Raw genomic sequence first — 22,388 nt, 5'->3', positions numbered from 1 at the left:
AGGAGGGAAAATAATTACATGAAAAAAACAGTAGTAGCCATTGCGGCTGGTTTAATTATTGCAGGATCAGGTTCAACTCAAGCATTTGCAGCTGAGTATAAAGTGCAAGATGGTGATTCACTTTGGAAAATATCGAATGAAAATAATGTCTCTATAAGTCAATTGAAACAAGATAACAATTTGAGTTCTGACATTATCTTTCCGAATCAAACATTGCAAGTGAATAATGGGAAACAAAAATCTACAACTAGCAATTCCGAATATACAGTTGTTGCAGGAGATACATTGGGACACATTGCTTCAAATAAAGGTGTAACTGTAAACCAATTAAAATCTTGGAACAATCTTTCATCTGATTTAATTATTGTTGGACAAAAATTATCTATCGGAAGTAATGCGGTAAGTAATCAAGCCCCATCTAACGCTAAAGAAAGTAGAGCAACTTCAAATACCACAGAAAAACCCAAACAAGAAGCTGCTCAAACAACACAAAAATCAACTTCATCTAATGAATCGTCTTCCAACAAGTCTTCTTCATCTCAAGGTAATGTTTCAAAAGAGATAACTGTTACAGCAACTGCTTATAGTAAAGAAGAACCGGGTATGGGACATATGACAGCAAGCGGTATTGATTTAAATGATAACCCACGTGTTATTGCAGTGGACCCCTCTGTTATTCCTTTAGGTTCAAGAGTTTATGTTGAAGGATACGGAGAAGCGATTGCAGCAGATACTGGTGGTGCTATCAAAGGAAATAAAATTGATGTGCATTTAAACTCAGTCCAAGAGTGTTACAATTGGGGAGTAAAACAAGTTAAAGTACAAATTTTAGACTAATTTATTCCATTTCAAAGAGGCTGTAAATAGCGTAATGCTACTTACAGCCTTTTTTTGTGGATTAAAAATAGGAAGCATACCTATTTTATGATAAACTTATACTTAATAAAGTTTCTTAGGAGATACATATGAAAAAGAAAGAAGTTACAATTTTAAATATACCTTTTTATAATATAACTCAAACTGGATTTGTAGAGCAGCTTTATCAAGATGTGCAGAATGGAAACCGAAAATTTGTTGTAACGGCTAACCCGGAAATTGTGATGCATGCTAGTACTGATAAAGAGTTTGAAGCAGTTTTACTACAGGCGGATTATATCGTTCCTGATGGGATTGGTATTATAATGGCTTCTGAAAAACTGGGAACGCCTTTAGAAGAGCGAGTTACTGGGTATGATACGATGGTTGGACTATTAAATAAACCACTTCGTTGTTATTTTTTAGGTGCAAAACCAGAAGTTAGTCAAATGGTGGAAGAGAAAGTATCCAAAAAATATCCAAATGTGGTAATTTGTGGTGTGCATCATGGTTATTTTGATGCCCAGGAAAGTGAAGAAATTGGTCAGGAGATCATGGAGGCTAAACCAGATATTATTTTTGTGGCTTTAGGATCGCCAGCACAAGAAAAGTGGATTTTATCGCAAATAAACCATTTTGAAAAAGGGATATTTATTGGCGTTGGTGGAAGTTTTGATGTGTTGACTGATAATGTAAAACGGGCACCGAAGATTTGGATAAAATTGAGATTAGAGTGGGTTTACCGATTACTTTCAAATCCTTCAAGATGGAGACGCTTTTTTGCAATACCTCAATTTATGCTTGCTATTAGAAGAGAAAGCAAGCATTTGAAGAAGGGTGAGTAGAATGTATTTTCAAAAAGTACGACTAATTCATGCAGAAATACCACTTTTGAATCCATTTAAAACGAGTTACGGGGAATTAAAGAGCAAAGATTTTTATATTGTGGAACTGATGAATGATGCTGGGTTATGTGGATATGGTGAATTAGAAGCTTTTCCGCTACCGGATTATACAGAAGAAACATTAGAAACAGCTATTTTAATTATTAAACAGCATTTGTTGCCTATGTTAGTGCAAAAAGAGATAATTGCTCCAGAAGAAGTGAATAAGATGTTCGGTTGGATTCAAGGGAATGAAATGGCGAAAGCTGCAGTCGAGCTAGCTGTATGGGATGCTTTTGCAAAAACAGAAAAGAAATCCTTAGCTCATATGATTGGGGCAACGAAAAAAACGTTAGATGTTGGAGTTAGTATAGGGATTCAAGATAATGTAGCTTCTTTAGTTCGGTTAGTTAATCAATATGTGAGTGAAGGCTATAAGCGAGTGAAAATAAAAATCAAGCCAAACAAAGATGTAGCGTTTATTAAGGTTGTTCGAGAAAAATTTCCAAATCTAAGGTTGATGGCAGATGCTAATTCGGCGTATAATAAAGAAGATTTCTCCTTATTAAAAGCGCTGGATCAATTTGAATTAGAAATGATTGAACAACCATTTGGCGCAAAAGATTTTGTCGATCACGCTTGGTTGCAAAAACAGGTAGACACACGGATTTGTTTAGATGAGAATATTAGATCCTTAGAGGATGTTAAACAAGCACATATACTTGGAAGTTGTCAGGCGATTAATCTGAAACTAGCACGTGTTGGTGGAATGTCTGAGGCGCTTAAGATAACGAAGTATTGCACTGAAAATGATTTACTTGTTTGGTGTGGTGGGATGCTTGAGGCCGGTATCGGTAGGGCGCATAATGTAGCACTTGCAGCGAGAACGGAATTTAATTTTCCAGGAGATATATCCGCTTCGAATCGTTATTTCCATGAAGATATTATTTCGCCAGCATTTGTGTTGGAGTATGGTGGATTAAATGTACCTGATGGGTATGGGATAGGTGTAGAGTTGGATTTTAGCATTTTACAAAAATATACAAAAACAACAGAAGAAATTTTGTTATATAAAGGACGGAGCTGAAAAAATATTGCTATTATGGAGTATACTGATTAGCTTTGCGGTTGGTATTGTTATGGTACCAATAGTAAGGAAGTTTGCGTTTCGTATTAATGCTGTTGATACCCCTCGTGAAAGACATAAGCATACGAAAACGACAGCAACTTTAGGCGGGCTAGCCATATTTATAAGCTTTTCCGTGGGGATGCTTTTGGCGCCAATTGATAAGTCTGGATTTATTCCGATTTATTTTGGAGCGTTAATTGTTATTGCTACTGGATTTATAGATGATTTATTTGATTTATCACCCAAATTGAAAATGCTAGGACAGATTTTAGCGGCACTTTGTGTAACTGTTTGGGGAGACATTACAATTAATTTTATTAATGTGCCTTTTTTGGGGGAATTAGATTTTGGCTATTTTGCAATCCCACTATCTATTATTTGGATTGTAGCGATTGTTAATGCGTTGAACTTGATAGATGGCTTAGACGGTTTAGCAGGTGGGATTTCCATTATTGCTTTAATGACAATTGCAGGTATGGCCTTACTACTTAAAGATGCTTTTGTAGCACCTGTTGCTTTAATTCTTGTTGCTGCAGTTGCGGCCTTCTTAATTTATAATTTTCCGCCAGCAAGTATTTTTATGGGGGATACCGGGGCTTTATTTCTCGGATATATGATAGCCGTTTTATCACTGATGGGCTTTAAAAATGTAACGTTTATCTCACTTTTAGTTCCTCTTATTATTTTGGGCGTACCTTTATCTGACACTTTCTTTGCAATTGTACGTAGATTGAAATCGCGAATGCCGATATCATCTGCTGATAGGTCGCATATTCATCATAGATTAATGGCGCTTGGATTTACAGAGAAACAAACGGTATTACTAATTTATTGCATGGCACTACTATTTTCAATGACAGGTTTCGTATTCTCTTTCTCCACTGCTTGGGGGGCGGTGTTGTTACTTGTATTATTAATATTTAGTATTGAAATTATTGTAGAGTTTATCGGTCTTATCGGAGAAGACTATCGGCCTATTCTTAATTTACTTCAAAAAATCCATCGGAAACGAAAATAGCAAAAAACATCCCGAACCAAATTTTAAGTTCGGGATGTTTTTTTAATTAGAAGTTTCTGTTGTAGTAGATTTTTTATCAGAGTATGGAGCTGCATTTGGAAATGGTTTCTTAATACCAAGTTCATCAGCAAATTCATTGGAAACACTTTGAACGGAATCATCATTTAGCTGATAATAATAAATGCCATTCATTGGAGCATCTGTACCTTCAAGGTTAAGTGATTTAATATCGATACTATTGGTCATTCCGAATTTTGCAATTGAAAGCATTTGATTAAAAGTTAAATTGGTTTTCATGTTATCTCCAACAACTTTGATAATATCGGAATACTTACTAATAGAAGAAATGGAAGTTGCTTCACTTACAATTGATTTAATAATTAGTTGTTGTCTTTTACCACGCTCGATATCACTGTCAATATGTCTTGTGCGGGCAAGTGCTAAAGCTTGTTCTCCGTTTAAATGCTGTTGTCCTTTTTCGAGTGTAATTGCCCCCGCTTTGTCATTAGAATCTTGTTCGGTAAAGCTGACAGGAACATCTACATCAATTCCGCCTAATGCGTCCACGATTTTAAGGAAGGCATCAAAATCGAAACGAACGTAATAATCGATTGGGATTTTGAATTCTTCTTCTACTGTTCGCATCGTTAGTTCTGGGCCGCCATAAGCGTGGGCTGCATTTATTTTAGTATATTTATCGATGTCTTTCTTGGAATCTTGAATATGAACATAAGAATCACGGGGGATGCTTGTCATTTCAACACGAGAATCTTTTACATTAAATGTTGCTAAAATTAGTGAATCGCTTCGAGGATTTCCGTCAGATTCACGTTTGGCGCTTGTGTCAACACCAATAATCAAAATGGAAAAACTATCTTTTATTGGCTCAATATCTTTTGAGCGAAGAGTGGAAGCTTCTCCATTTCGTACGTTATCAAAAGAATTGTCGGCTGCGAGCTTTGTTTTACTGAACAGGTAAGTCCCATATCCAACTCCTGCTAATACTAAGCACATAATAGGTATTAAAATCCAGAATAATATTTTACGTCTACGTTTATATTTCTTGCTGCTTTTTCGGCTGTCATCCGTGCCTTTATTCATATATTAATTCTCCTTATAGTCACTTTTCTATATTTCATTGTATCATTTGTTGAAATAAAGAATGTTACGCTTGATTTACGATTTCTTTATTTTTTAACTTTTATTTATTATACAGAATTTAATAGGAAAAAAATACAAAAAAGTTGCTATCTTTCAAAAATGTAATATAAGCCCTATTCCAGTGTTAACCGATAATTACTAATTTCACAAATTTTTCCGGAGTGTAAATCTAATTCTTGACCTGTAGAAACAAGTTCAAAATTCAATTTTTTTAGTAATTTTATAGAGGCGATATTTTCAGGAAGGACTTTTGCAGTGATGCTTTTATAAGGTAAAAACGGTTTTATAGTACTTAAAAACGCATTTAAAACTTCAAACATCAACCCTTGACGCCAATACTTTTGAGCAAGTTCATAGCCAATTTCAACCATTTCAGTAGTTTTATTAATATCATTAATTCCGAGTGATCCAATTGTTTGAAGTGGATTTATCGTGTCAAAAATAGTGTATCTGCAAGCATTTGGTTCGTTTTCAATTGCTTGAATCATTTCTTCAGCTTGTAAAATGGTCGAAAATTTTTCGATATTCATAAATTTAGCTACTTCATTATCTGACCAAATATCAAATAAATTCGCAGCATCTGCTAAAGTTGTTTTTCTTAGGATGGTTCTTTCTGTGGTGATGGTAGTAGGTAATTGAAAAAATATGTTTGTGGACATGCTAATTGACATCCTTTTCTCTATATTTTTGTAGACCTTCTTGGATTTCAATGTGACCGTTGGAGATTTCTGTAATCCAGTTGCTGAAACTAGTTAAATCATCATTATTGACAAAAATATGAAGTACTACTTTTTCTGTAAATTCTTTTTGATCGATTTGATAGTTTCTTTGTTCAAGTGCATTCTCGATTTTTCCAAGAAGGGAGTAAGCGAATGCGCACTCAAGAATAGTAGCTAACTTACATTCGACTATGCCAATGATTTGAATGGCTTCACTGACTGCACTTCCATAAGCGCGGACAAGTCCTCCTGCGCCTAATTTAGTACCGCCAAAATATCGAGTAACGACAACTGCGACATTTTTTAAACCTTTCTTTTTTAAAACTTCTAGCATTGGCACACCAGCAGTTCCACTTGGTTCACCATCATCCTGTGCTTTTTGAAATTGGTCGTTTTCTCCTATTATATATGCAGAACAATTGTGTGACGCATCTCGATGTTCTTTTTTTATTTGCTGGATAAATGTTTGTGCTTCAGATTCAGTTGCGACTCGCATCAAGTGACAAATAAAGCGAGATTTTTCGATAATTATTTCATGTGCTCCGTTGTGGCGAATGGTTAAATATTGATCCAACATAGGAAACCTCCATAAGTTGATACGTTCAGCTTGCTTTTATTTTATCCGAAAGTAAAGCGATTGTATAGATATATTTCTGAGTACAGCGGGTGAAGTGGTGGCAAATTCGTGTTATAATAAAAACTACTATTACTTTAGACTGGTTTTCAGTTGTACTTTATAGGCATATAGAAGTAATTTTCTAGGGATATGCAGTATAATGAAGAAGAAGTTTGTTCTGAAAATAGGTTAGTTTGAGTAAATAGTACTTAAAAGAGAAAAGTTTATTTGCCAATTTGTGGCAGGGATTATAAGGTTAAGCAGTTTTGCTACTAAAAAGGATGATGTTTTCGATTGCAATTAGCTTGATGAAAATAGATAATTGAAGGAGGAGTAGTCATTATGGCACTCAAAATCATGATTGTAGACGATCATCAGTTGTTTCGCGAAGGTATCAAACGGATTTTAGAATTGGAAGATTCTTTTGAGGTTGTAGCGGAAGCTGAAAATGGTAAAAATATCGTAGCAAAAGTTCGCGAATATAAACCAGATATTGTTTTAATGGATATTAATATGCCAACTGTTAATGGATTAGATGCGACAGAAATGTTAGTGCGCCAATTTCCAAGTATCAAAGTAATCATTTTAACTATTCACGATACAGATGAATATGTGACGGAAGCCCTTAGATCTGGAGCTGTAGGATACTTATTAAAAGAAATGGACGCTCATGAACTTGTAGAAGCAGTTAAAATAGTAGATAATGGTGGAGCATATATTCATCCACGTGTAGCAATTAAATTAATTCGCGAATATCGCCATTTAGCAAGCACTAATACTGCGCAAGGTGTCTATGGTTATCAACAACCAGAAGTCAAAATGCCATTACACATATTGACGCATAGAGAGTGCGAAGTGTTGCAACTTCTTACAGATGGAAAGAGTAATCGTGGGATTGGTGAAACACTTTTCATTAGTGAGAAAACAGTTAAAAATCATGTGAGTAGTATTTTACAAAAAATGAAAGTGAACGATAGAACTCAAGCAGTGGTAACAGCAATTAAACATGGTTGGGTATATATTCGCTAAAGAAAATCTCAGGGGGGAAATATGAACGGAAAAATAGCAGTGGTGACGGACAGCACAACTTATTTGCCAGAGGAAGCGAAGAAACAACTAAGAATTTATGTCGTGCCACTTTCTGTAATAATTGATGGAAAATCTTATCGCGAGGGTGAAGATTTATCGACAGCAGATTTTTACGAAATGGTAAAAGTCTCTAGGAATCTTCCGACTTCTTCTCAGCCAGCCCCAGGAGAGTTCATTCAATTGTTTGAAACGTTGAAATCACAAGGCTTTGATACGGTGATTACGATTCATTTATCTAGTGGTATTAGTGGAACATTCCAAAATGCAGCAACAGCAGGAGAAGGAATCGATGGTTTAAATGTTATTGCTTATGATTCTGAATTATCTTGTATGGCTCAAGGAATGCTTGTGCTTAAAGCTGCTGAAATGGCACTTAAAGATGAATCTGCCGAGAATATTATTAAAGAATTAGATAAAATAAAACATGCGCAAGATGCTTATTTTATGGTGGATGATTTGAATAATTTACAACGTGGCGGTCGCCTAAATGGGGCTCAAGCACTTGTGGGGAGCTTACTTCAAATTAAGCCAATTCTTCATTTCAATGATAAGCAAATTGTTCTGTTTGAAAAAGTAAGGACACAAAAGAAAGCTCTTAAGCGAATAGAAGATATTCTTGAATTAGCTATTCAAAATAAATCCGCGGAAATAGCTTATGTTATTCACGGGAATGATCCTGAAAAAGGTGAAACGTGGCGAAAACATTTAGAAACAAAATTTCCCGAAGTAGAATTTGAATTAAGTTATTTTGGTCCTGTAATTGGAACTCACCTTGGTGCAGGTGCTCTCGGGTTAACTTGGTCAATTAAATAAAAAGTTCTCCAGTTGTGAAGCTGGGGAACTTTTTTTCGTAGGAGGTAAAATTGTTTTTTTATGGGAGGTAAGTGTACAGAAAGTCTTGTTTTCAGCTAAGAGAAAATAGGGGATTTCTATAATAAAACATATGGAAAACAAGAAAATCATTTCTGCAAAAATAAGCGAAAACATGTATAACTAAATAGAGGTGAGTGGTAATGAATGTTTTCCCAGGCAGATTATACGAAGAAAACGAACTTGAAAATACAGAGGGTTTAGAAGAAGTAACCGCTATTTCCGAAAATAAGTGTTTTCGGTGTGGAAATACTAATCCAGCATTTTTCGGAAAGATGAGTTGCGCGTATTGTGGTCAAGAGGACTGTCTTTATTGTCGAAATTGTATTGTTATGGGACGCATGAATGTCTGTCAGCAACTATACTTTCAAAGAACGATGTGTCTACCTGAAAGCCAAAAATCTTTTTTGGTATGGAATGGAACATTATCAAATGGCCAAAAAAAAGCATCTGATGCTGTTGTAGCAACTTTAGAAAAAAAGCAAGATATGCTCTTATGGGCAGTTGCTGGATCAGGGAAAACAGAAATGCTGTTTGAAGGAATGGATTTTGCTTTAAAACAAGGCTATAAGATATGTCTGGCTTCTCCAAGAGTTGATGTTTGTTTAGAATTACACCCGCGGTTAAGAGCTGTTTTTCCTAATGTGGAAATAGTTTGTCTATACGGAGACTCGGAAGATAAATACCAAGACGAACAGTTTGTTTTAGCAACGACCCATCAGTTAATTCGTTTTTACGATGCGTTTCAGGTGATTTTTATCGATGAAGTAGATGCATTTCCATTTGCCAAAGATCCATTTTTAGAATATGCGGTAAATAAAGCACGAAAAAAAGAAGGCACGACCATTGTAATTACAGCAACTCCAGAAGAAAAGTGGCAACAAGAATGCGTAAGTGGTAAACGACATTTCGTGAAAATTCCAGCACGCTATCACCGAAGAAAGCTTCCTGTACCAAGAATGTGTTGGATAGGTCCTTGGAAGAAAAAATTGGATAAAGGAAAAATATCTCCTAAACTTATTGAATGGATAAAAATAGCTGAATCAAAAAATCAACCAGCACTAATTTTCTTTCCAGAAATTGATGCTATGAATAAATTTGCAGATACTTTAATGATGTATGGTTTTGAACGGCCGGTAACGGTTCACTCAGCAGATGAGGAACGAAAAGAAAAAGTAGCCTGGTTACGAGAAGGGGAAATTCAGCTGTTGTTAACTACGACTATTTTAGAACGAGGTGTTACGTTTACAGATGTTCAAGTAGCAGTTTTTGGAAGCGAGGAGAACATTTTTACAGAAGCGGCACTTGTTCAAATTTCTGGACGGGCTGGAAGAAAGATGACACATCCAACTGGAGATGTTTGTTTCTTTCATTATGGAAAAACATCTCAAATGAACCAAGCTATCAGACATATCGAAAGAATGAATCAACTAGGTTTAGCGGAGGGGATGCTAGATGAATAATTGTTTGTTATGCTTGCAACCTCTAAAAGTCGAAGTTAGTTGGCATATAAAATGGTTGTTCGAGACAAAACAAATATGTTGCAGTAAATGTTTTGCTAATTTTGAGCCGCTAGAAGGGCCACTGTGCGAAATCTGTAGCAAAGAATCGGTCAACACAACATGCCTAGACTGCCAAAATAAGTCATCTTCGCTAGATAGCAATAAGTCATTATACCGCTACAATGATTTTGCAAAAGCCTATATGAGAAGATACAAGTTTCAAGGTGATTATGTAATAGGTGCTATCTTTCAAAATGAACTTAAAAGACTTTTGGTTCAAGGCGATACTATCGTTGTTCCCATTCCTGTAAGTACAGAGCGTAAATTAGAACGTGGCTTTAATCAAACAACCGGAATGTTAAGACAAGCAGGCATCAAATACGAGGAACTTTTGGCTAGAAAACATTCAGAAAAGCAGTCGAAGAAAACAAGAAAAGAACGTTTGGAAAGAGAACAAGTCTTTTATCTACAAAAAGAAGGGAGATACCAACAAACGGAGGTTATTCTTTTTGATGACATCTATACCACGGGCAGTACACTCAATTTAGCATCCCAAGAATTAAAAAAAGTAGGAGTTAAAAAAGTAACTGCTGTAACAATATTTAGATAGTCGATATTTATCTGCTAAAAGAGGTTTGCCAGAGCGAGATTAGTGGAATAAAATACTAAATAAAGATAAGAGGAATAATGCTTCTTAACTCTTTGTGCAAATGGTTGCAAAACATGGCGTTTTCACGTAGACTAAGAGTAAGAAGAATACTCTTCTTTATCATTATTTGTTTTATTTCAAAGGAGGAATTGCTATGCTTAAGTACAACATTCGTGGTGAAAATATTGAAGTAACAGAACCGATTAGAGATTACGTTGAAAAGAAAATTGATAAACTAGAACGTTATTTTACGGAAACACCAGACGCTAACGTACATGTTAATCTCAAAGTATATTCCGATAAAAATGCGAAAGTTGAAGTGACTATTCCGCTCCCAAATCTTGTGCTACGTGCAGAAGAAACAAGTGGAGATTTATATGCAAGCATTGACTTAATTGTCGATAAACTCGAAAGGCAAATTCGTAAACATAAAACAAAAGTAAATCGTAAATTCCGTGATAAAGGTGCCGAAAGAGACTACTTTGCATATTCTGATGTAAACGGCAGTGCACCACCAGAAGATAATGAAGGAGATTTTGATCTTGAAATAGTGAGAACAAAACAATTTTCATTAAAACCGATGGATAGTGAAGAAGCTGTATTACAAATGAATTTACTTGGACATAGTTTTTACGTTTACACAGATGCTGAAACTAATGGCACCAATATTGTATATTCTCGTAAAGATGGGAAATATGGTTTAATTGAAACAAATTAATTTTATAAATAAGAGTGGGGGCCAGGTTTTGGCTTCCATTTTTTTATTAAGATGAAGAATATATGACTTTTTTTTAATTTTTATTGATTAAAAAGAGATAACCAGTTGTATATTTTATCTAATAAGTGATAGAATTAGTTTGTATATTTAAAATAAGATAATTCCTGAAAGTTATCATAGATGAAACTGCGTGAAGACAGCGAAAACAGTAGAGGAGAATTTAAATGGCAGGACTATTGAAAAAGATTTTTGAATCAGGAAAAAAAGATGTTAAATATTTGGAAAGAAAAGCAGATGAAATCATTGCTTTGGCTGACGAAACAGCAGCACTTTCTGATGAGGCTCTACGTGAAAAAACAGTAGAGTTTAAAGAGCGTGTTCAAAAAGGTGAAACGCTAGATGATTTATTGGTAGAAGCATTTGCTGTAGCCAGAGAGGGAGCGAAACGTGCTCTTGGACTATATCCATTTAAAGTACAATTAATGGGTGGAATAGTTCTTCATGAAGGTAATATTGCTGAGATGAAAACTGGTGAAGGTAAAACGTTAACAGCTACACTACCGGTTTATTTAAATGCGCTATCTGGTGAAGGGGTGCACGTTGTTACTGTCAATGAATACTTGGCACATCGTGATGCTGAAGAAATGGGAGTTTTATATAATTTCCTTGGACTTTCTGTTGGATTAAATTTAAATGCGCTATCTAGTGCAGAAAAACGTGAAGCATATGCATGTGATATCACTTATAGCACAAATAATGAATTAGGGTTTGACTATTTACGTGATAACATGGTTGTTTACAAAGAAGAAATGGTACAGCGCCCACTTGCTTTTGCAGTTATTGATGAAGTCGATTCCATTTTAGTTGATGAAGCAAGAACGCCACTAATCATTTCAGGAGAAGCTGAAAAATCAACTATACTTTATGTTCGCGCTAACACATTCGTTCGTACTTTGACAGAAGAGGAAGATTACACAGTTGATGTGAAAACTAAATCTGTACAATTAACCGAAGAAGGTATGACAAAAGGGGAAAACTACTTTGACGTAGACAACCTGTTTGACTTAGAAAATACGGTTATTTTGCATCATATTGCTCAAGCTCTTAAAGCGAATTACACAATGAGTTTAGATGTTGATTATGTAGCGCAAGATGATGAAGTGTTAATTGTTGATCAATTTACTGGGCGTATTATGAAAGGCCGTCGTTTTAGTGAAGGTTTGCATCAGGCTTTAGAAGCAAAAGAAGGCGTAACAATCCAAAATGAATCTAAAACAATGGCTACAATAACATTCCAAAACTACTTCCGAATGTACAAAAAACTTGCCGGGATGACTGGTACTGCAAAAACAGAAGAAGAAGAATTCCGCGATATTTATAATATGCGTGTTATTGAAATCCCAACTAATAAAGTCATTATTCGTGACGACCGTCCGGATTTGATTTTTACAACAATTGAAGCGAAATTTAATGCTGTAGTGGAAGATATTGCAGAACGAAATGCCAAAGGACAACCGGTTCTTGTTGGTACTGTTGCAATTGAAACATCTGAGCTTATTTCTAGTAAATTAAAACGCAAAGGCATTAAACATGAAGTACTGAATGCCAAGCAACATGAACGTGAAGCAGATATTATTAAACATGCTGGTGAAAAAGGTGCGGTAGTAATCGCAACCAATATGGCTGGTCGTGGTACTGATATTAAACTTGGTGAAGGTACGATTGAAGTTGGCGGTTTAGCTGTAATAGGTACAGAGCGCCATGAGTCACGTCGTATTGATAACCAGCTGCGTGGTCGTGCTGGACGTCAAGGTGATCCAGGTGTGACCCAATTCTATCTTTCTATGGAAGACGAACTTATGCGCCGTTTTGGTTCGGATAACATGAAGAGCATGATGGAACGCTTTGGTATGGCAGAAGACGCAATTCAAAGTAAAATGGTTAGCCGTGCAGTGGAATCAGCACAAAGACGTGTTGAAGGAAATAACTTTGATTCACGTAAACAAGTGCTACAGTATGATGATGTACTTCGCCAACAACGGGAAGTTATTTATAAGCAACGTTATGAAGTAATTAATGCAGAAAACAGCTTGCGCGAAATCATTGATCAAATGATTCAACGTACAGTGAATTTCATCGTTTCTAGCAATGCTTCTAGCCGAGAACCTGAAGAAGATTGGAACTTACAAGGCATTATTGATTATATTGATGCCAACTTACTTCCAGAAGGAGCAATTACTCTAGAAGATTTACAAAACCGTACAAGTGAAGATATTCAAAATCTGATTTTAGATAAAGTCAAAGCAGCATATGATGAAAAAGAAACACTATTACCTCCAGAAGAATTTAACGAATTTGAAAAAGTCGTTTTACTTCGCGTTGTTGATACGAAATGGGTAGATCATATCGATGCGATGGATCATCTTCGTGACGGGATTCATCTTCGTGCATATGGTCAAATTGATCCGCTTCGTGAATACCAATCAGAAGGTTTCGAGATGTTTGAAGCGATGGTATCCTCTATCGATGAAGATGTTGCTCGTTACATTATGAAAGCCGAAATTCGCCAAAACCTTGAACGTGAGCAAGTGGCTAAAGGGGAAGCTGTTAATCCGGCAGAAGGTAAACCAGAAGCGAAGCGCCAACCGATTCGTAAAGATCAACATATTGGACGCAATGATCCGTGCCCATGTGGTAGTGGGAAAAAATATAAAAATTGTCATGGTAAAGAAGCATAGATTGAAACAATTAAAAAAGCGCCTGCAAGACGGCGCTTTTTGCTATGAAAGTTTCTAAGTAAATTCAAAAAAGGTGGAATTAATAATGGAATTAGCAGAAATTCGTAATGAATTAGAAAAAACAGCACAGCAAATCAAAGACTTTAGGGGGTCTCTTTGACTTAGACAGCATGGAAGTACGAATTGCTGAGTTAGAAGATCAAATGTTAGACCCGAATTTTTGGAACGATCAGCAAGCTGCGCAGAAAGTAATCAATGAATCCAATGGTTATAAAGAAACTTACCAAGCTTTTCATGCCTTAGAAGAAGAACAAGAAAGCATGGAAATCAGCCTAGAACTTTTAAAAGAAGAGGCGGACGAAGATTTACAAGCGGAACTAGAAAAAGATATTACTGCTTATATGGCGACTATCAATGAGTTTGAATTAAAATTAATGTTAAGTGATCCATATGATAAGAATAATGCGATTTTAGAGTTGCATCCAGGTGCCGGTGGAACGGAATCTCAAGACTGGGGTTCGATGTTACTCCGAATGTACCAACGTTGGTCTGAGAAAAAAGGCTTCAAAGTAGAAATGCTTGATTACCAAGCCGGTGATGAAGCTGGAATTAAAAGCGTAACTTTACTGATTAAAGGACACAACGCATATGGTTATTTAAAAGCAGAAAAAGGCGTTCATCGTCTTGTGCGTATTTCACCGTTTGATTCATCAGGGCGTCGTCATACTTCATTTGTTTCAGTAGATGTGATGCCAGAACTTGATGATGATATCGAAATTGAAGTACGTCCAGATGACTTAAAAATTGATACGTACCGTGCAACAGGAGCTGGTGGACAACATATTAATACAACAGATTCTGCAGTTCGGATGACGCATATTCCATCAGGGATTGTGGTTACTTGTCAATCTGAACGGTCACAACTTAAAAATCGTGATCAAGCAATGAAAATGTTAAAAACAAAGCTATATCAAAAAGAACAAGAAGAAAAAGAGCGAGAACTAGCAGAAATTCGTGGAGAACAAAAGGAAATTGGTTGGGGAAGCCAAATTCGTTCATATGTTTTTCATCCTTACTCCATGGTGAAAGATCATCGCACCAATCACGAAACTGGTAATATTCAAGCGGTGATGGATGGGGATTTAGACGACTTTATTAATGCATATTTACGTTCTAGGATTGGATAAAAGATGGTAAATAAACGAAAGAAAAAGCCTCTATCCCCAACAATGGCAAAATTAATCGAGTATTTATATGTTATTATCGGCGCCGCATTAATTGCGCTAGCTTTCAATGTATTACTTTTACCCAATCACGTTGCTTCAGGTGGCGTGAGCGGAATCAGTACCATTATCAACTATTTAACGGGTTGGAATCCAGCGTTTATTCAGTGGGCATTTAATATTCCGCTATTTTTAGCAGGATTATTCTTTTTAGGATACCAATTTGGTTTGAAAACATTTGTTGGTACAATGTTATTACCATTCTTTGTTTATTTAACGCAAGATTTAGAGCCTTGGACGCACGAGCCACTAGTTGCAGCATTGTTCGGTGGTGTTCTAGTTGGAATGGGACTTGGCATAGTATTTCGTGGTAAAGCTTCGACTGGTGGAACCGATGTGGCTGCACAAATTTTACACAAATATTCCCACTTAACATTAGGGATTTGCGTAGCTTTAATTGATGGTTTTGTCGTCATTTCGGCGATGTTTGTATTTGATATTGAATCCGGGCTTTATGCGCTTATCGGTCTTTTTGCTACGAGTAAAACAATCGACCTAGTACAAGTGGGCTTAAATCAATCTAAAACCGTATTTATAATTTCTGAAAACCAAGAGGCGATTAGACAGGCTATCCTTTTCAAAATTGATCGAGGAATCACACGTCTTTCGGCTAAAGGTGGGTACACAGAAGATGATAAGCAAATTTTATTATGTGTTATTGCCCAAAGTGAATTTTCAAGACTAAAAGAAGTTATCAAAGAGATTGACCCAGAAGCATTTGTTGTTGTAATGAGCGCCAGCGAAGTTATGGGTGAAGGCTTTACATCTTAAAAAAACTACTACATTGAGGCAAAAAGAGTCTCCATGTAGTAGTTTTTTTCACTTTTTTTCTGCTTTTTTTGACAGTTTGATGACAATTAATTTTCCTGTATTAGTTGTATTCAAGCTGTTTTAGTACAATTGGTCTATTCCGCTGAAGATAACTGTAATGATTTTTAATCTACCTGTAATGTTAATTAGGGTAAAAACAAGTTACAATGTTAGCAGTGGAAAAGACCGATGACGGTGCTTTTTTATTTTTGTCAATACAAATTCAACTAAAAAAAGGAAATTGTGATTATAAGCGAATTTCCTATTACAATAATGGAAATATTGTCATACCCTGAAATATAAATGTAATGTAATTAACCTATAGATGAAAAACTGTCATGGTATAATTAAGCTTGTGTTGTGAGTTTAGTTTTGTGTCCACAAACAGTACATCTTCATGGTTACCATGCATTACCTAAAATGTAACTCAGTAGAAAGGCATAGTAAGGTGATAAAATGATATTAATGGAAGATGTGTATAAGAAATACCCCAATGGCATAACAGCCGCTAATGGATTAAATATTAACATTGGTGAAGGGGAATTTGTTTATGTTGTTGGACCAAGCGGTGCTGGTAAATCAACCTTTATAAAAATGATTTACAGAGAAGAACGAGCAACGAAAGGCAAAATCATCGTTGACAAATTTGATTTGATCAATATGAAAAATCGCGAAATTCCATATTTGCGTCGTAACGTAGGTGTGGTTTTCCAAGATTACAAATTGCTTCAAAGCAAAACAGTTTATGAAAACATTGCTTATGCGATGGAAGTGGTTGAAACTGAGCCGTCTGTAATTAAAGAACGTGTTATGGAAGTGCTTGATTTAGTCAACCTTAAGCATAAAGTAAGAATGTTGCCGGATGAACTTTCCGGTGGTGAGCAACAGCGGATATCCATTGCCCGCTCCATTGCAAATATGCCTAAAGTATTAATAGCAGATGAGCCGACCGGAAACCTGGATCCTGATACTTCATGGGAAATCATGAATATCCTTGAGGAAATAAGCAATCGCGGAACGACTATAGTAATGGCTACCCATAATAAAGAAATTGTAAACACATTGAAGCATCGGGTAATAGCTATCGAAAATGGTCGAATCGTTCGTGATGAGCAGCAAGGAGAATATGGTTATGAAATTTAGGACAATAGGAAGACACATAAGAGAAAGTTTTAAAAGTCTTTACCGGAATGGTTGGATGACCTTTGCAGCAGCAAGTGCAGTAACAGTAACACTTATCTTAGTCAGCGTGTTTTTTGCAATATTGATCAACATGAACAAGCTTGCAACGGATGTAGAAAACAATGTACAAATTAACGTACATATTTCTCTAAGCGCAGACAAGAAACAGCAGCAAGAACTTGAGAAAAACATTGAGAAGATTGATGGAGTTGATAGCATCACTTTTTCTTCAAAAGATGATGAATTGAAGAAACTAGTTGGTGCGTACGGCAAAAACTTCGAATTGTTTAAACAAGATAATCCGCTATACGACGTTTTCGTTGTAGAGGCAAAAGAGCCAACACAAACGAAAGCAATTGCTCAGAAAATAGAAAAATTACAGTACGTAGATAATGTAGAGTATGGTGAGAAAACAGTCGATAAGTTGTTTGATACCTTGAAATGGGGACGATATGCTGGTATCATACTAAGCATTGGGTTGTTATTAACAGCAATGTTCTTAATATCAAACACCATTAAGATTGCGATTTTCTCCCGTAGAAGAGAAATTGAAATTATGAAATTGGTAGGAGCGACCAACTGGTTCATACGCTGGCCTTTCGTTTTAGAAGGAGCTTGGCTAGGCTTGATTGGTTCGATTGTCCCGGTTGTGTTAACATTTGTAGGCTATGTTAATGTATACAATCTGATAAATCCTAAGTTAGTGACTAGTTCACTTTCACTTTTACCACCAACACCGTTCGCCTATCAAATTAGTGGCTTGATTATTGCAATCGGCGTACTGATTGGGATTTGGGGTAGCGTAATTTCTATCCGGAGATTCTTGAAAGTCTAACATTTAAAAATTACTTGAAATAAAAATAATCTAAAAGAAAAGCTAGGGAGCTTTTTAGGAGGTAAACTTTTTGAAAAAGAATACGTTTATTGCGGTTTCACTCGCAGCAGTTATCAGTTTAACGCCAGCTTTTACTACTAATGTTTTTGCAGACGTGAATACAGACATCCAAAACCAAGATAAAAAAATCAATGACATTAAGTCTAAAAAAACAACTTTACAATCAGATCTTTCTGGTTTGGTAGCTGATCTTGAAAAAGCGCAAGAAAAAGCTAAATCTTTACAAGCGGACTTTGATAAAACAGGTAAAGAACTAAAACAACTTAACCAAGATATTAAAGAAATCAATGAACGTATTAAAGAACGTGAATCAGTTTTAAAAGAACGTGCTCGTGCGATGCAAAAAACTTCTAACTCGAACGCATACCTTGAAGTAGTTTTAGATGCAGAAAACCTTTCTGATTTAGTCGGTCGTGTTTCCGCAGTGAACCAATTAGTTGAATCTGATAAATCAATTTTAGACGATCAACAAAATGACGAAAAAGCTTTGAAATCAAAACAAGCTACAGTAAAGAAAAAGCAAGAAGAACAAGCAACAGCTATCCATGATTATGAAGCACAGCAAAATAAAATTGAAGCACAAAAAGCTGAAAAAGAAGCAATCGTTGCTCAACTAGCTTCTGATCAAGCAAGTGCTGAAAATGCTAAAGCTAGCCTAGTAAGCGAACGTGATAAAGCAGCGAAAGAAGCAACTGCTCGTGCAACGGCATTACGTGAAGCTACATCTTCTAATGTTGGTCAAGAAGAAAAAGCAACAACAACTAATACAAATGCTTCATCTAACGAATCAAAAGCTTCAACCAAAAATACATCATCAAATAACAACAGCAGCAGTAATGAAACTCCAAGTACTCCAGCCCCATCTGGTAGCGGATATTCGGCAATGATTTCTGCAGCACAAGCGCAACTTGGCAAACCTTATAGCCTTGGAGCTACTGGACCAAGCGCATTTGATTGCTCTGGATTTACTTCTTACGCTTTCCGTGCAGCTGGTATCTCTCTTCCAAGAACTTCAGGTGCTCAATATGCAGCAGCTTCTAAAGTAAGTGCTAGCCAAGCAAAACCAGGTGACTTAGTATTTTTCAACTACGGTGGTGGAATTGCTCATGTTGGAATCTATGTTGGTGGCGGTCAAATGATCAACGCGCAAAACAATGGCGTTAAATATGACAACATTACTAGTGGTTACTGGGCTAAATATCTTGTAGGATATGGTCGCGTAGCTAGCTTTTAATAATTATTGAAAAGTTAAAAAGCACCTTTGTCGTTTTTAAAACAAAGGTGCTTTTTTATATGGTAAGGGGAATAAGCAGGATAACTTAATGACAGACTAAGAAGTTCCTAAGAATATCGAAAATAGAAAAGGAGCTTATTATGTTCAAAAAATATGGGGTATTAGTAATGCTGAGCTTATTAGTTGTCTCTGCACCGCTTAGTGTACAAGCAGACTCAATTGGTGACATGCAAAAGCGACAAAGTGAAATCGAACAAAAAAAATCGGAAATAGATAAAAATATAGATACAAAAAGTTCGGAAATAGCTGATTTAGAAAGTGAAGAACAAGATGCATCTAAACAATTAGACGCGCTTTTGAAGAGTATTGATGAAACGAATAAGAAGTTGAAAGCACAAGAAAATAAAGTCGAGTCTGAGAATAAGAAACTAAAGCAATTAAAAAAAGATATTGCGAAATTGCGAAATGATATTAGAGAACGACAAGAGGTACTTGATAACCGTGCAAGAGCCATTCAAAAATCTGGAACAGCAACTGCCTACTTAGATATGATTTTCGAAGCTGGTGACTTTAAAGAACTTGTTGATCGTGTAACTGTTGTATCAGCTATGGTAAATGCTGACCAAAATATCATGCAAGATCAAAAAGATGACCAAGATAAATTAAAAGTCGCAGAAGGTAGTTCCCAGAAAAAATTAGAGAACTTAAAAGTACTTGCTGTTGATTTAGAAGTTTCTAAAAACAATATGGAAAGCCAAAAAGAAGAAAAAAATGATTTAGTCTTGGCACTTGCTAACAAAAAAGATTTAACTAAAACGGAACAGTCATTATTAGCTAGCGAACAAGGCTCTCTAACAGCTGAAGAGAAAAAACTGGCATCAAATATTGCTGGAGAAAAAGCAAAACAAGAAGCAGCACTTAAAGCAGCAGAAGAAAAACGAATTCAAGAAGCAACAGCTAAAGCTAACGCCGAAAAAGCAAGCCAAAGCCAAACAACTGTTGCCCAAGCACCAAGCTCTGAAACAGCGAGCGCACCAAGTCATGTAAATTCAGGTGGGGGACAATTTATTAAACCAGCATCTGGAATTTTAACATCTGGATTTAGTGACCGTACTAACCCTGTAACTGGTCAGCATGAATCACACAAAGGTCAAGATATTGCAGCTGGTGGAGCAGTAACCGTGTCAGCCGCAGCATCAGGTACGGTAGTCTTCTCGGGATTTGGTGCATCTGGTAGCGGCTACGGTGGTTATGGCTACGTCGTCAAAATTGATCATGGAAACGGCTTCCAAACACTATACGGACACATGCGAGCAGGTAGTTTGAAAGTAGTTGCTGGTCAACAAGTTTCACAAGGACAACCAATTGGTATAATGGGCTCAACTGGACAATCAACTGGACAACATCTTCATTTTGAAATTCATCAAAACGGGATACCAGTTGACCCGGCTCCATATATTTAACCAAAAAACCACTGATGGATAGTCAGTGGTTTTTTACTGTGAAAATAGGAACGGTGATAGGCTAAATGACGATTTTATGATATGATACTACTATCAGTTTGTGTGGGAAAAGGGGGAACATAATGGGGCTGTTAGCTTATTTATTAGTGATTTTACTAATTTTGAATGTATTCTTTGCAGCAATGACAGTATTTTTGGAAAGACGTGATACATCGGCCACTTGGGCATGGTTACTAGTCCTAACGTTTGTTCCAATATTTGGATTCATTATTTACTTGATTTTTGGTAGAAAATTATCTGGAAAAAAGATTTTTGATTGGAAGGGACAAGAAAAAATCGGTATCCAGGAATCAACAGCAAACCAAATAGAAATGATTCGTCAAAAAGAATTTCCATTTAGCGATCCAAATGTGAAGAAACATCGCGATTTAATTTACTTACTACTTGTAAATGATGGAGCGATTTTAACACAAGATAATGAAGTGGATCTTTATGTGGATGGTTATGAAAAATTTGATGCGCTGATTGCTGACATTGAAAAAGCGAAAGATCACATACATATTATTTACTATATTTTCCGTTCTGATAAACTTGGAAATCGCTTGATGCGAGTGTTGGAGAGGAAAGCGGCAGAAGGATTAAATGTAAAAATAATTTATGATGCAATGGGATCGCGGACAACGAAAAAATCATTCTTCCATACGTTTGAAGAAAATGGTGGCTTAGTTAGACCGTTCTTCCCATCAAAATTGCCACTCATTAATTTCCGACTTAATTATCGAAATCACAGAAAGTTAGCAATTATTGATGGCGATATTGGTTATATCGGTGGCTTTAATATTGGTGATGAATATTTAGGTTTGTCTAAAAAATTCGGTTACTGGCGTGATACGCATCTTCGTGTGCATGGTAAGGCAGTTTATGCAATGCAAACTCGTTTTATTATGGACTGGAATTCTGCATCTGCTACAAATAAAATTGATTACAAAGCAAGATATTTCCCGACATTCCACGGGAAAGGGCATACTAGTATGCAAATTGTATCTAGTGGTCCAGACTCTGAATGGCAACAAATTAAGAATGGCTACATTAAAATGATTAACGCAGCAAAAAAAACGATATACTTGCAATCACCTTATTTTATTCCAGATGCGAGCTTACTTGAAGCCATCAAGATTGCCGCGCTTTCTGGAGTGGATGTTCGTGTGATGATTCCTAATAAACCTGACCATGCGTTTGTCTACCGAGCAACAACTAACTATGCCGGTGAATTAATGGAAACAGGCGCAAAAATATTCATTTATGATAATGGGTTCATTCATGCAAAAACATTGATTGTTGATGGAGAAATTGCTTCTGTAGGGACAGCGAACATGGACTTCCGTAGCTTCCGTCTTAACTTTGAAGTCAATGCGTTTATTTATGAAAAGAAAATGGTGCAAAAATTAGAAGATGCCTTTTTAGAAGATATTTTAAAATCGTATCAACTGACACCTGAATTATACGCGAAAAGGTCCATATGGATTAAATTTAAAGAAGCGATAAGCCGACTTTTATCGCCTATATTATAGAA

Annotated in this window: 20 protein-coding genes; 17 read left to right on the top strand and 3 right to left on the bottom strand. The window is 36.1% G+C overall.

The window, feature by feature from the left end; genetic code table 11:
• Nucleotides 1–18: 18 nt before the first annotated feature.
• The 4 genes from CKV67_RS12720 to CKV67_RS12705 all read left to right on the top strand — a co-directional run bounded on the left by CKV67_RS12720 (nucleotide 19) and on the right by CKV67_RS12705 (nucleotide 3,886).
• Nucleotides 19–837 carry a LysM peptidoglycan-binding and 3D domain-containing protein gene (locus tag CKV67_RS12720; RefSeq protein WP_014093734.1) on the top strand — a complete coding sequence of 273 codons (819 nt, stop codon included), beginning with the start codon at nucleotides 19–21 and terminating at the stop codon, nucleotides 835–837.
• A gap of 128 nt (nucleotides 838–965) precedes the next feature.
• The gene (locus CKV67_RS12715; RefSeq protein WP_014093733.1) at nucleotides 966–1,700 is read left to right on the top strand and encodes a WecB/TagA/CpsF family glycosyltransferase; all 735 of its coding nucleotides are present in this window, start codon (nucleotides 966–968) and stop codon (nucleotides 1,698–1,700) included.
• A 1-nt stretch (nucleotide 1,701) separates the two neighbouring features.
• A complete protein-coding gene (gene menC / locus CKV67_RS12710; protein ID WP_014093732.1) occupies nucleotides 1,702–2,826 on the top strand; it encodes an o-succinylbenzoate synthase in 1,125 nt (374 codons plus the stop codon).
• A 7-nt stretch (nucleotides 2,827–2,833) separates the two neighbouring features.
• Nucleotides 2,834–3,886, top strand: coding sequence for a glycosyltransferase family 4 protein (locus CKV67_RS12705; RefSeq protein WP_014093731.1), 1,053 nt, complete (start codon nucleotides 2,834–2,836; stop codon nucleotides 3,884–3,886).
• Between the two features lie 42 nt (nucleotides 3,887–3,928).
• Here the strand turns inward: CKV67_RS12705 and CKV67_RS12700 are convergent, their stop codons facing one another.
• The 3 genes from CKV67_RS12700 to CKV67_RS12690 all read right to left on the bottom strand — a co-directional run bounded on the left by CKV67_RS12700 (nucleotide 3,929) and on the right by CKV67_RS12690 (nucleotide 6,343).
• Nucleotides 3,929–4,987: an LCP family protein gene (locus tag CKV67_RS12700; protein WP_014093730.1), complete on the bottom strand. Its 1,059-nt coding sequence runs from the start codon at nucleotides 4,985–4,987 to the stop codon at nucleotides 3,929–3,931.
• Between the two features lie 173 nt (nucleotides 4,988–5,160).
• The gene (locus CKV67_RS12695; RefSeq protein WP_014093729.1) at nucleotides 5,161–5,706 is read right to left on the bottom strand and encodes a GNAT family N-acetyltransferase; all 546 of its coding nucleotides are present in this window, start codon (nucleotides 5,704–5,706) and stop codon (nucleotides 5,161–5,163) included.
• A 1-nt stretch (nucleotide 5,707) separates the two neighbouring features.
• Nucleotides 5,708–6,343: a YigZ family protein gene (locus CKV67_RS12690; protein ID WP_014093728.1), complete on the bottom strand. Its 636-nt coding sequence runs from the start codon at nucleotides 6,341–6,343 to the stop codon at nucleotides 5,708–5,710.
• A gap of 381 nt (nucleotides 6,344–6,724) precedes the next feature.
• Here CKV67_RS12690 and degU point away from each other — a divergent pair, with 381 nt between their 5' ends.
• From degU to cls, 13 genes are all read left to right on the top strand, one after another.
• A complete protein-coding gene (gene degU / locus CKV67_RS12685) occupies nucleotides 6,725–7,411 on the top strand; it encodes a two-component system response regulator DegU (RefSeq protein ID WP_014093727.1) in 687 nt (228 codons plus the stop codon).
• Nucleotides 7,412–7,432: 21 nt separating this feature from the next.
• Entirely contained in the window at nucleotides 7,433–8,284 is an 852-nt protein-coding gene (locus CKV67_RS12680; protein ID WP_014093726.1) for a DegV family protein, read from the top strand.
• Nucleotides 8,285–8,484: 200 nt separating this feature from the next.
• Nucleotides 8,485–9,804 carry an ATP-dependent helicase ComFA gene (locus CKV67_RS12675; RefSeq protein WP_014093725.1) on the top strand — a complete coding sequence of 440 codons (1,320 nt, stop codon included), beginning with the start codon at nucleotides 8,485–8,487 and terminating at the stop codon, nucleotides 9,802–9,804.
• The gene (locus CKV67_RS12670; protein WP_014093724.1) at nucleotides 9,797–10,453 is read left to right on the top strand and encodes a ComF family protein; all 657 of its coding nucleotides are present in this window, start codon (nucleotides 9,797–9,799) and stop codon (nucleotides 10,451–10,453) included. The genes CKV67_RS12675 and CKV67_RS12670 overlap by 8 nt, the downstream gene beginning before the upstream one ends.
• Before the next feature lie 193 nt (nucleotides 10,454–10,646).
• Nucleotides 10,647–11,210 (top strand): ribosome hibernation-promoting factor, HPF/YfiA family, encoded by a 564-nt coding sequence (gene hpf, locus CKV67_RS12665; RefSeq protein WP_014093723.1) that lies wholly within the window; start codon nucleotides 10,647–10,649, stop codon nucleotides 11,208–11,210.
• A gap of 224 nt (nucleotides 11,211–11,434) precedes the next feature.
• Complete coding sequence (gene secA / locus CKV67_RS12660) at nucleotides 11,435–13,948, top strand: preprotein translocase subunit SecA (RefSeq protein WP_014093722.1); 2,514 nt, start codon at nucleotides 11,435–11,437, stop codon at nucleotides 13,946–13,948.
• 85 nt (nucleotides 13,949–14,033) lie between these two features.
• Nucleotides 14,034–15,135, top strand: a protein-coding gene (gene prfB, locus CKV67_RS12655; protein ID WP_111125308.1) for a peptide chain release factor 2 whose coding sequence is annotated in 2 segments (ribosomal slippage) — nucleotides 14,034–14,105 and nucleotides 14,107–15,135 — 1,101 coding nt in all. Because the reading frame shifts where the segments join, the coding sequence is not laid out codon by codon here.
• A gap of 3 nt (nucleotides 15,136–15,138) precedes the next feature.
• Nucleotides 15,139–16,002 carry a YitT family protein gene (locus CKV67_RS12650; protein ID WP_014093720.1) on the top strand — a complete coding sequence of 288 codons (864 nt, stop codon included), beginning with the start codon at nucleotides 15,139–15,141 and terminating at the stop codon, nucleotides 16,000–16,002.
• Nucleotides 16,003–16,497: 495 nt separating this feature from the next.
• Entirely contained in the window at nucleotides 16,498–17,184 is a 687-nt protein-coding gene (gene ftsE / locus CKV67_RS12645) for a cell division ATP-binding protein FtsE (protein WP_003720823.1), read from the top strand.
• A complete protein-coding gene (gene ftsX, locus CKV67_RS12640) occupies nucleotides 17,174–18,058 on the top strand; it encodes a permease-like cell division protein FtsX (protein WP_014093719.1) in 885 nt (294 codons plus the stop codon). Before ftsE ends, ftsX begins: the two co-directional genes overlap by 11 nt.
• Before the next feature lie 70 nt (nucleotides 18,059–18,128).
• Entirely contained in the window at nucleotides 18,129–19,352 is a 1,224-nt protein-coding gene (locus CKV67_RS12635; RefSeq protein WP_014093718.1) for an NlpC/P60 family protein, read from the top strand.
• A gap of 140 nt (nucleotides 19,353–19,492) precedes the next feature.
• On the top strand, nucleotides 19,493–20,815 hold the full coding sequence (locus CKV67_RS12630) for a murein hydrolase activator EnvC family protein (protein ID WP_014093717.1): 1,323 nt from the start codon (nucleotides 19,493–19,495) through the stop codon (nucleotides 20,813–20,815).
• Nucleotides 20,816–20,937: 122 nt separating this feature from the next.
• Nucleotides 20,938–22,386 carry a cardiolipin synthase gene (gene cls, locus CKV67_RS12625; RefSeq protein WP_014093716.1) on the top strand — a complete coding sequence of 483 codons (1,449 nt, stop codon included), beginning with the start codon at nucleotides 20,938–20,940 and terminating at the stop codon, nucleotides 22,384–22,386.
• The last annotated feature ends 2 nt before the right edge of the window (nucleotides 22,387–22,388 follow it).

The organism is Listeria ivanovii subsp. ivanovii (assembly GCF_900187025.1).
Taxonomy (GTDB): Bacteria; Bacillota; Bacilli; order Lactobacillales; family Listeriaceae; genus Listeria; species Listeria ivanovii.
The sequence above is the reverse complement of the archived record's forward strand: the minus strand, read 5'-3'. Positions and strand labels throughout refer to the sequence as shown.

Bases quoted from the DNA above. Each gene is read 5' to 3' on its own strand.
- CKV67_RS12720 (WP_014093734.1), top strand. From the start codon at position 19: ATGAAAAAAACAGTAGTAGCCATTGCGGCTGGTTTAATTATTGCAGGA.
- CKV67_RS12715 (WP_014093733.1), top strand. From the start codon at position 966: ATGAAAAAGAAAGAAGTTACAATTTTAAATATACCTTTTTATAATATA.
- menC (WP_014093732.1), top strand. From the start codon at position 1,702: ATGTATTTTCAAAAAGTACGACTAATTCATGCAGAAATACCACTTTTG.
- CKV67_RS12700 (WP_014093730.1), bottom strand. From the start codon at position 4,987: ATGAATAAAGGCACGGATGACAGCCGAAAAAGCAGCAAGAAATATAAA.
- CKV67_RS12695 (WP_014093729.1), bottom strand. From the start codon at position 5,706: ATGTCCACAAACATATTTTTTCAATTACCTACTACCATCACCACAGAA.
- CKV67_RS12690 (WP_014093728.1), bottom strand. From the start codon at position 6,343: ATGTTGGATCAATATTTAACCATTCGCCACAACGGAGCACATGAAATA.
- degU (WP_014093727.1), top strand. From the start codon at position 6,725: ATGGCACTCAAAATCATGATTGTAGACGATCATCAGTTGTTTCGCGAA.
- CKV67_RS12680 (WP_014093726.1), top strand. From the start codon at position 7,433: ATGAACGGAAAAATAGCAGTGGTGACGGACAGCACAACTTATTTGCCA.
- CKV67_RS12675 (WP_014093725.1), top strand. From the start codon at position 8,485: ATGAATGTTTTCCCAGGCAGATTATACGAAGAAAACGAACTTGAAAAT.
- CKV67_RS12670 (WP_014093724.1), top strand. From the start codon at position 9,797: ATGAATAATTGTTTGTTATGCTTGCAACCTCTAAAAGTCGAAGTTAGT.
- hpf (WP_014093723.1), top strand. From the start codon at position 10,647: ATGCTTAAGTACAACATTCGTGGTGAAAATATTGAAGTAACAGAACCG.
- secA (WP_014093722.1), top strand. From the start codon at position 11,435: ATGGCAGGACTATTGAAAAAGATTTTTGAATCAGGAAAAAAAGATGTT.
- CKV67_RS12650 (WP_014093720.1), top strand. From the start codon at position 15,139: ATGGTAAATAAACGAAAGAAAAAGCCTCTATCCCCAACAATGGCAAAA.
- ftsE (WP_003720823.1), top strand. From the start codon at position 16,498: ATGATATTAATGGAAGATGTGTATAAGAAATACCCCAATGGCATAACA.
- ftsX (WP_014093719.1), top strand. From the start codon at position 17,174: ATGAAATTTAGGACAATAGGAAGACACATAAGAGAAAGTTTTAAAAGT.
- CKV67_RS12630 (WP_014093717.1), top strand. From the start codon at position 19,493: ATGTTCAAAAAATATGGGGTATTAGTAATGCTGAGCTTATTAGTTGTC.
- cls (WP_014093716.1), top strand. From the start codon at position 20,938: ATGGGGCTGTTAGCTTATTTATTAGTGATTTTACTAATTTTGAATGTA.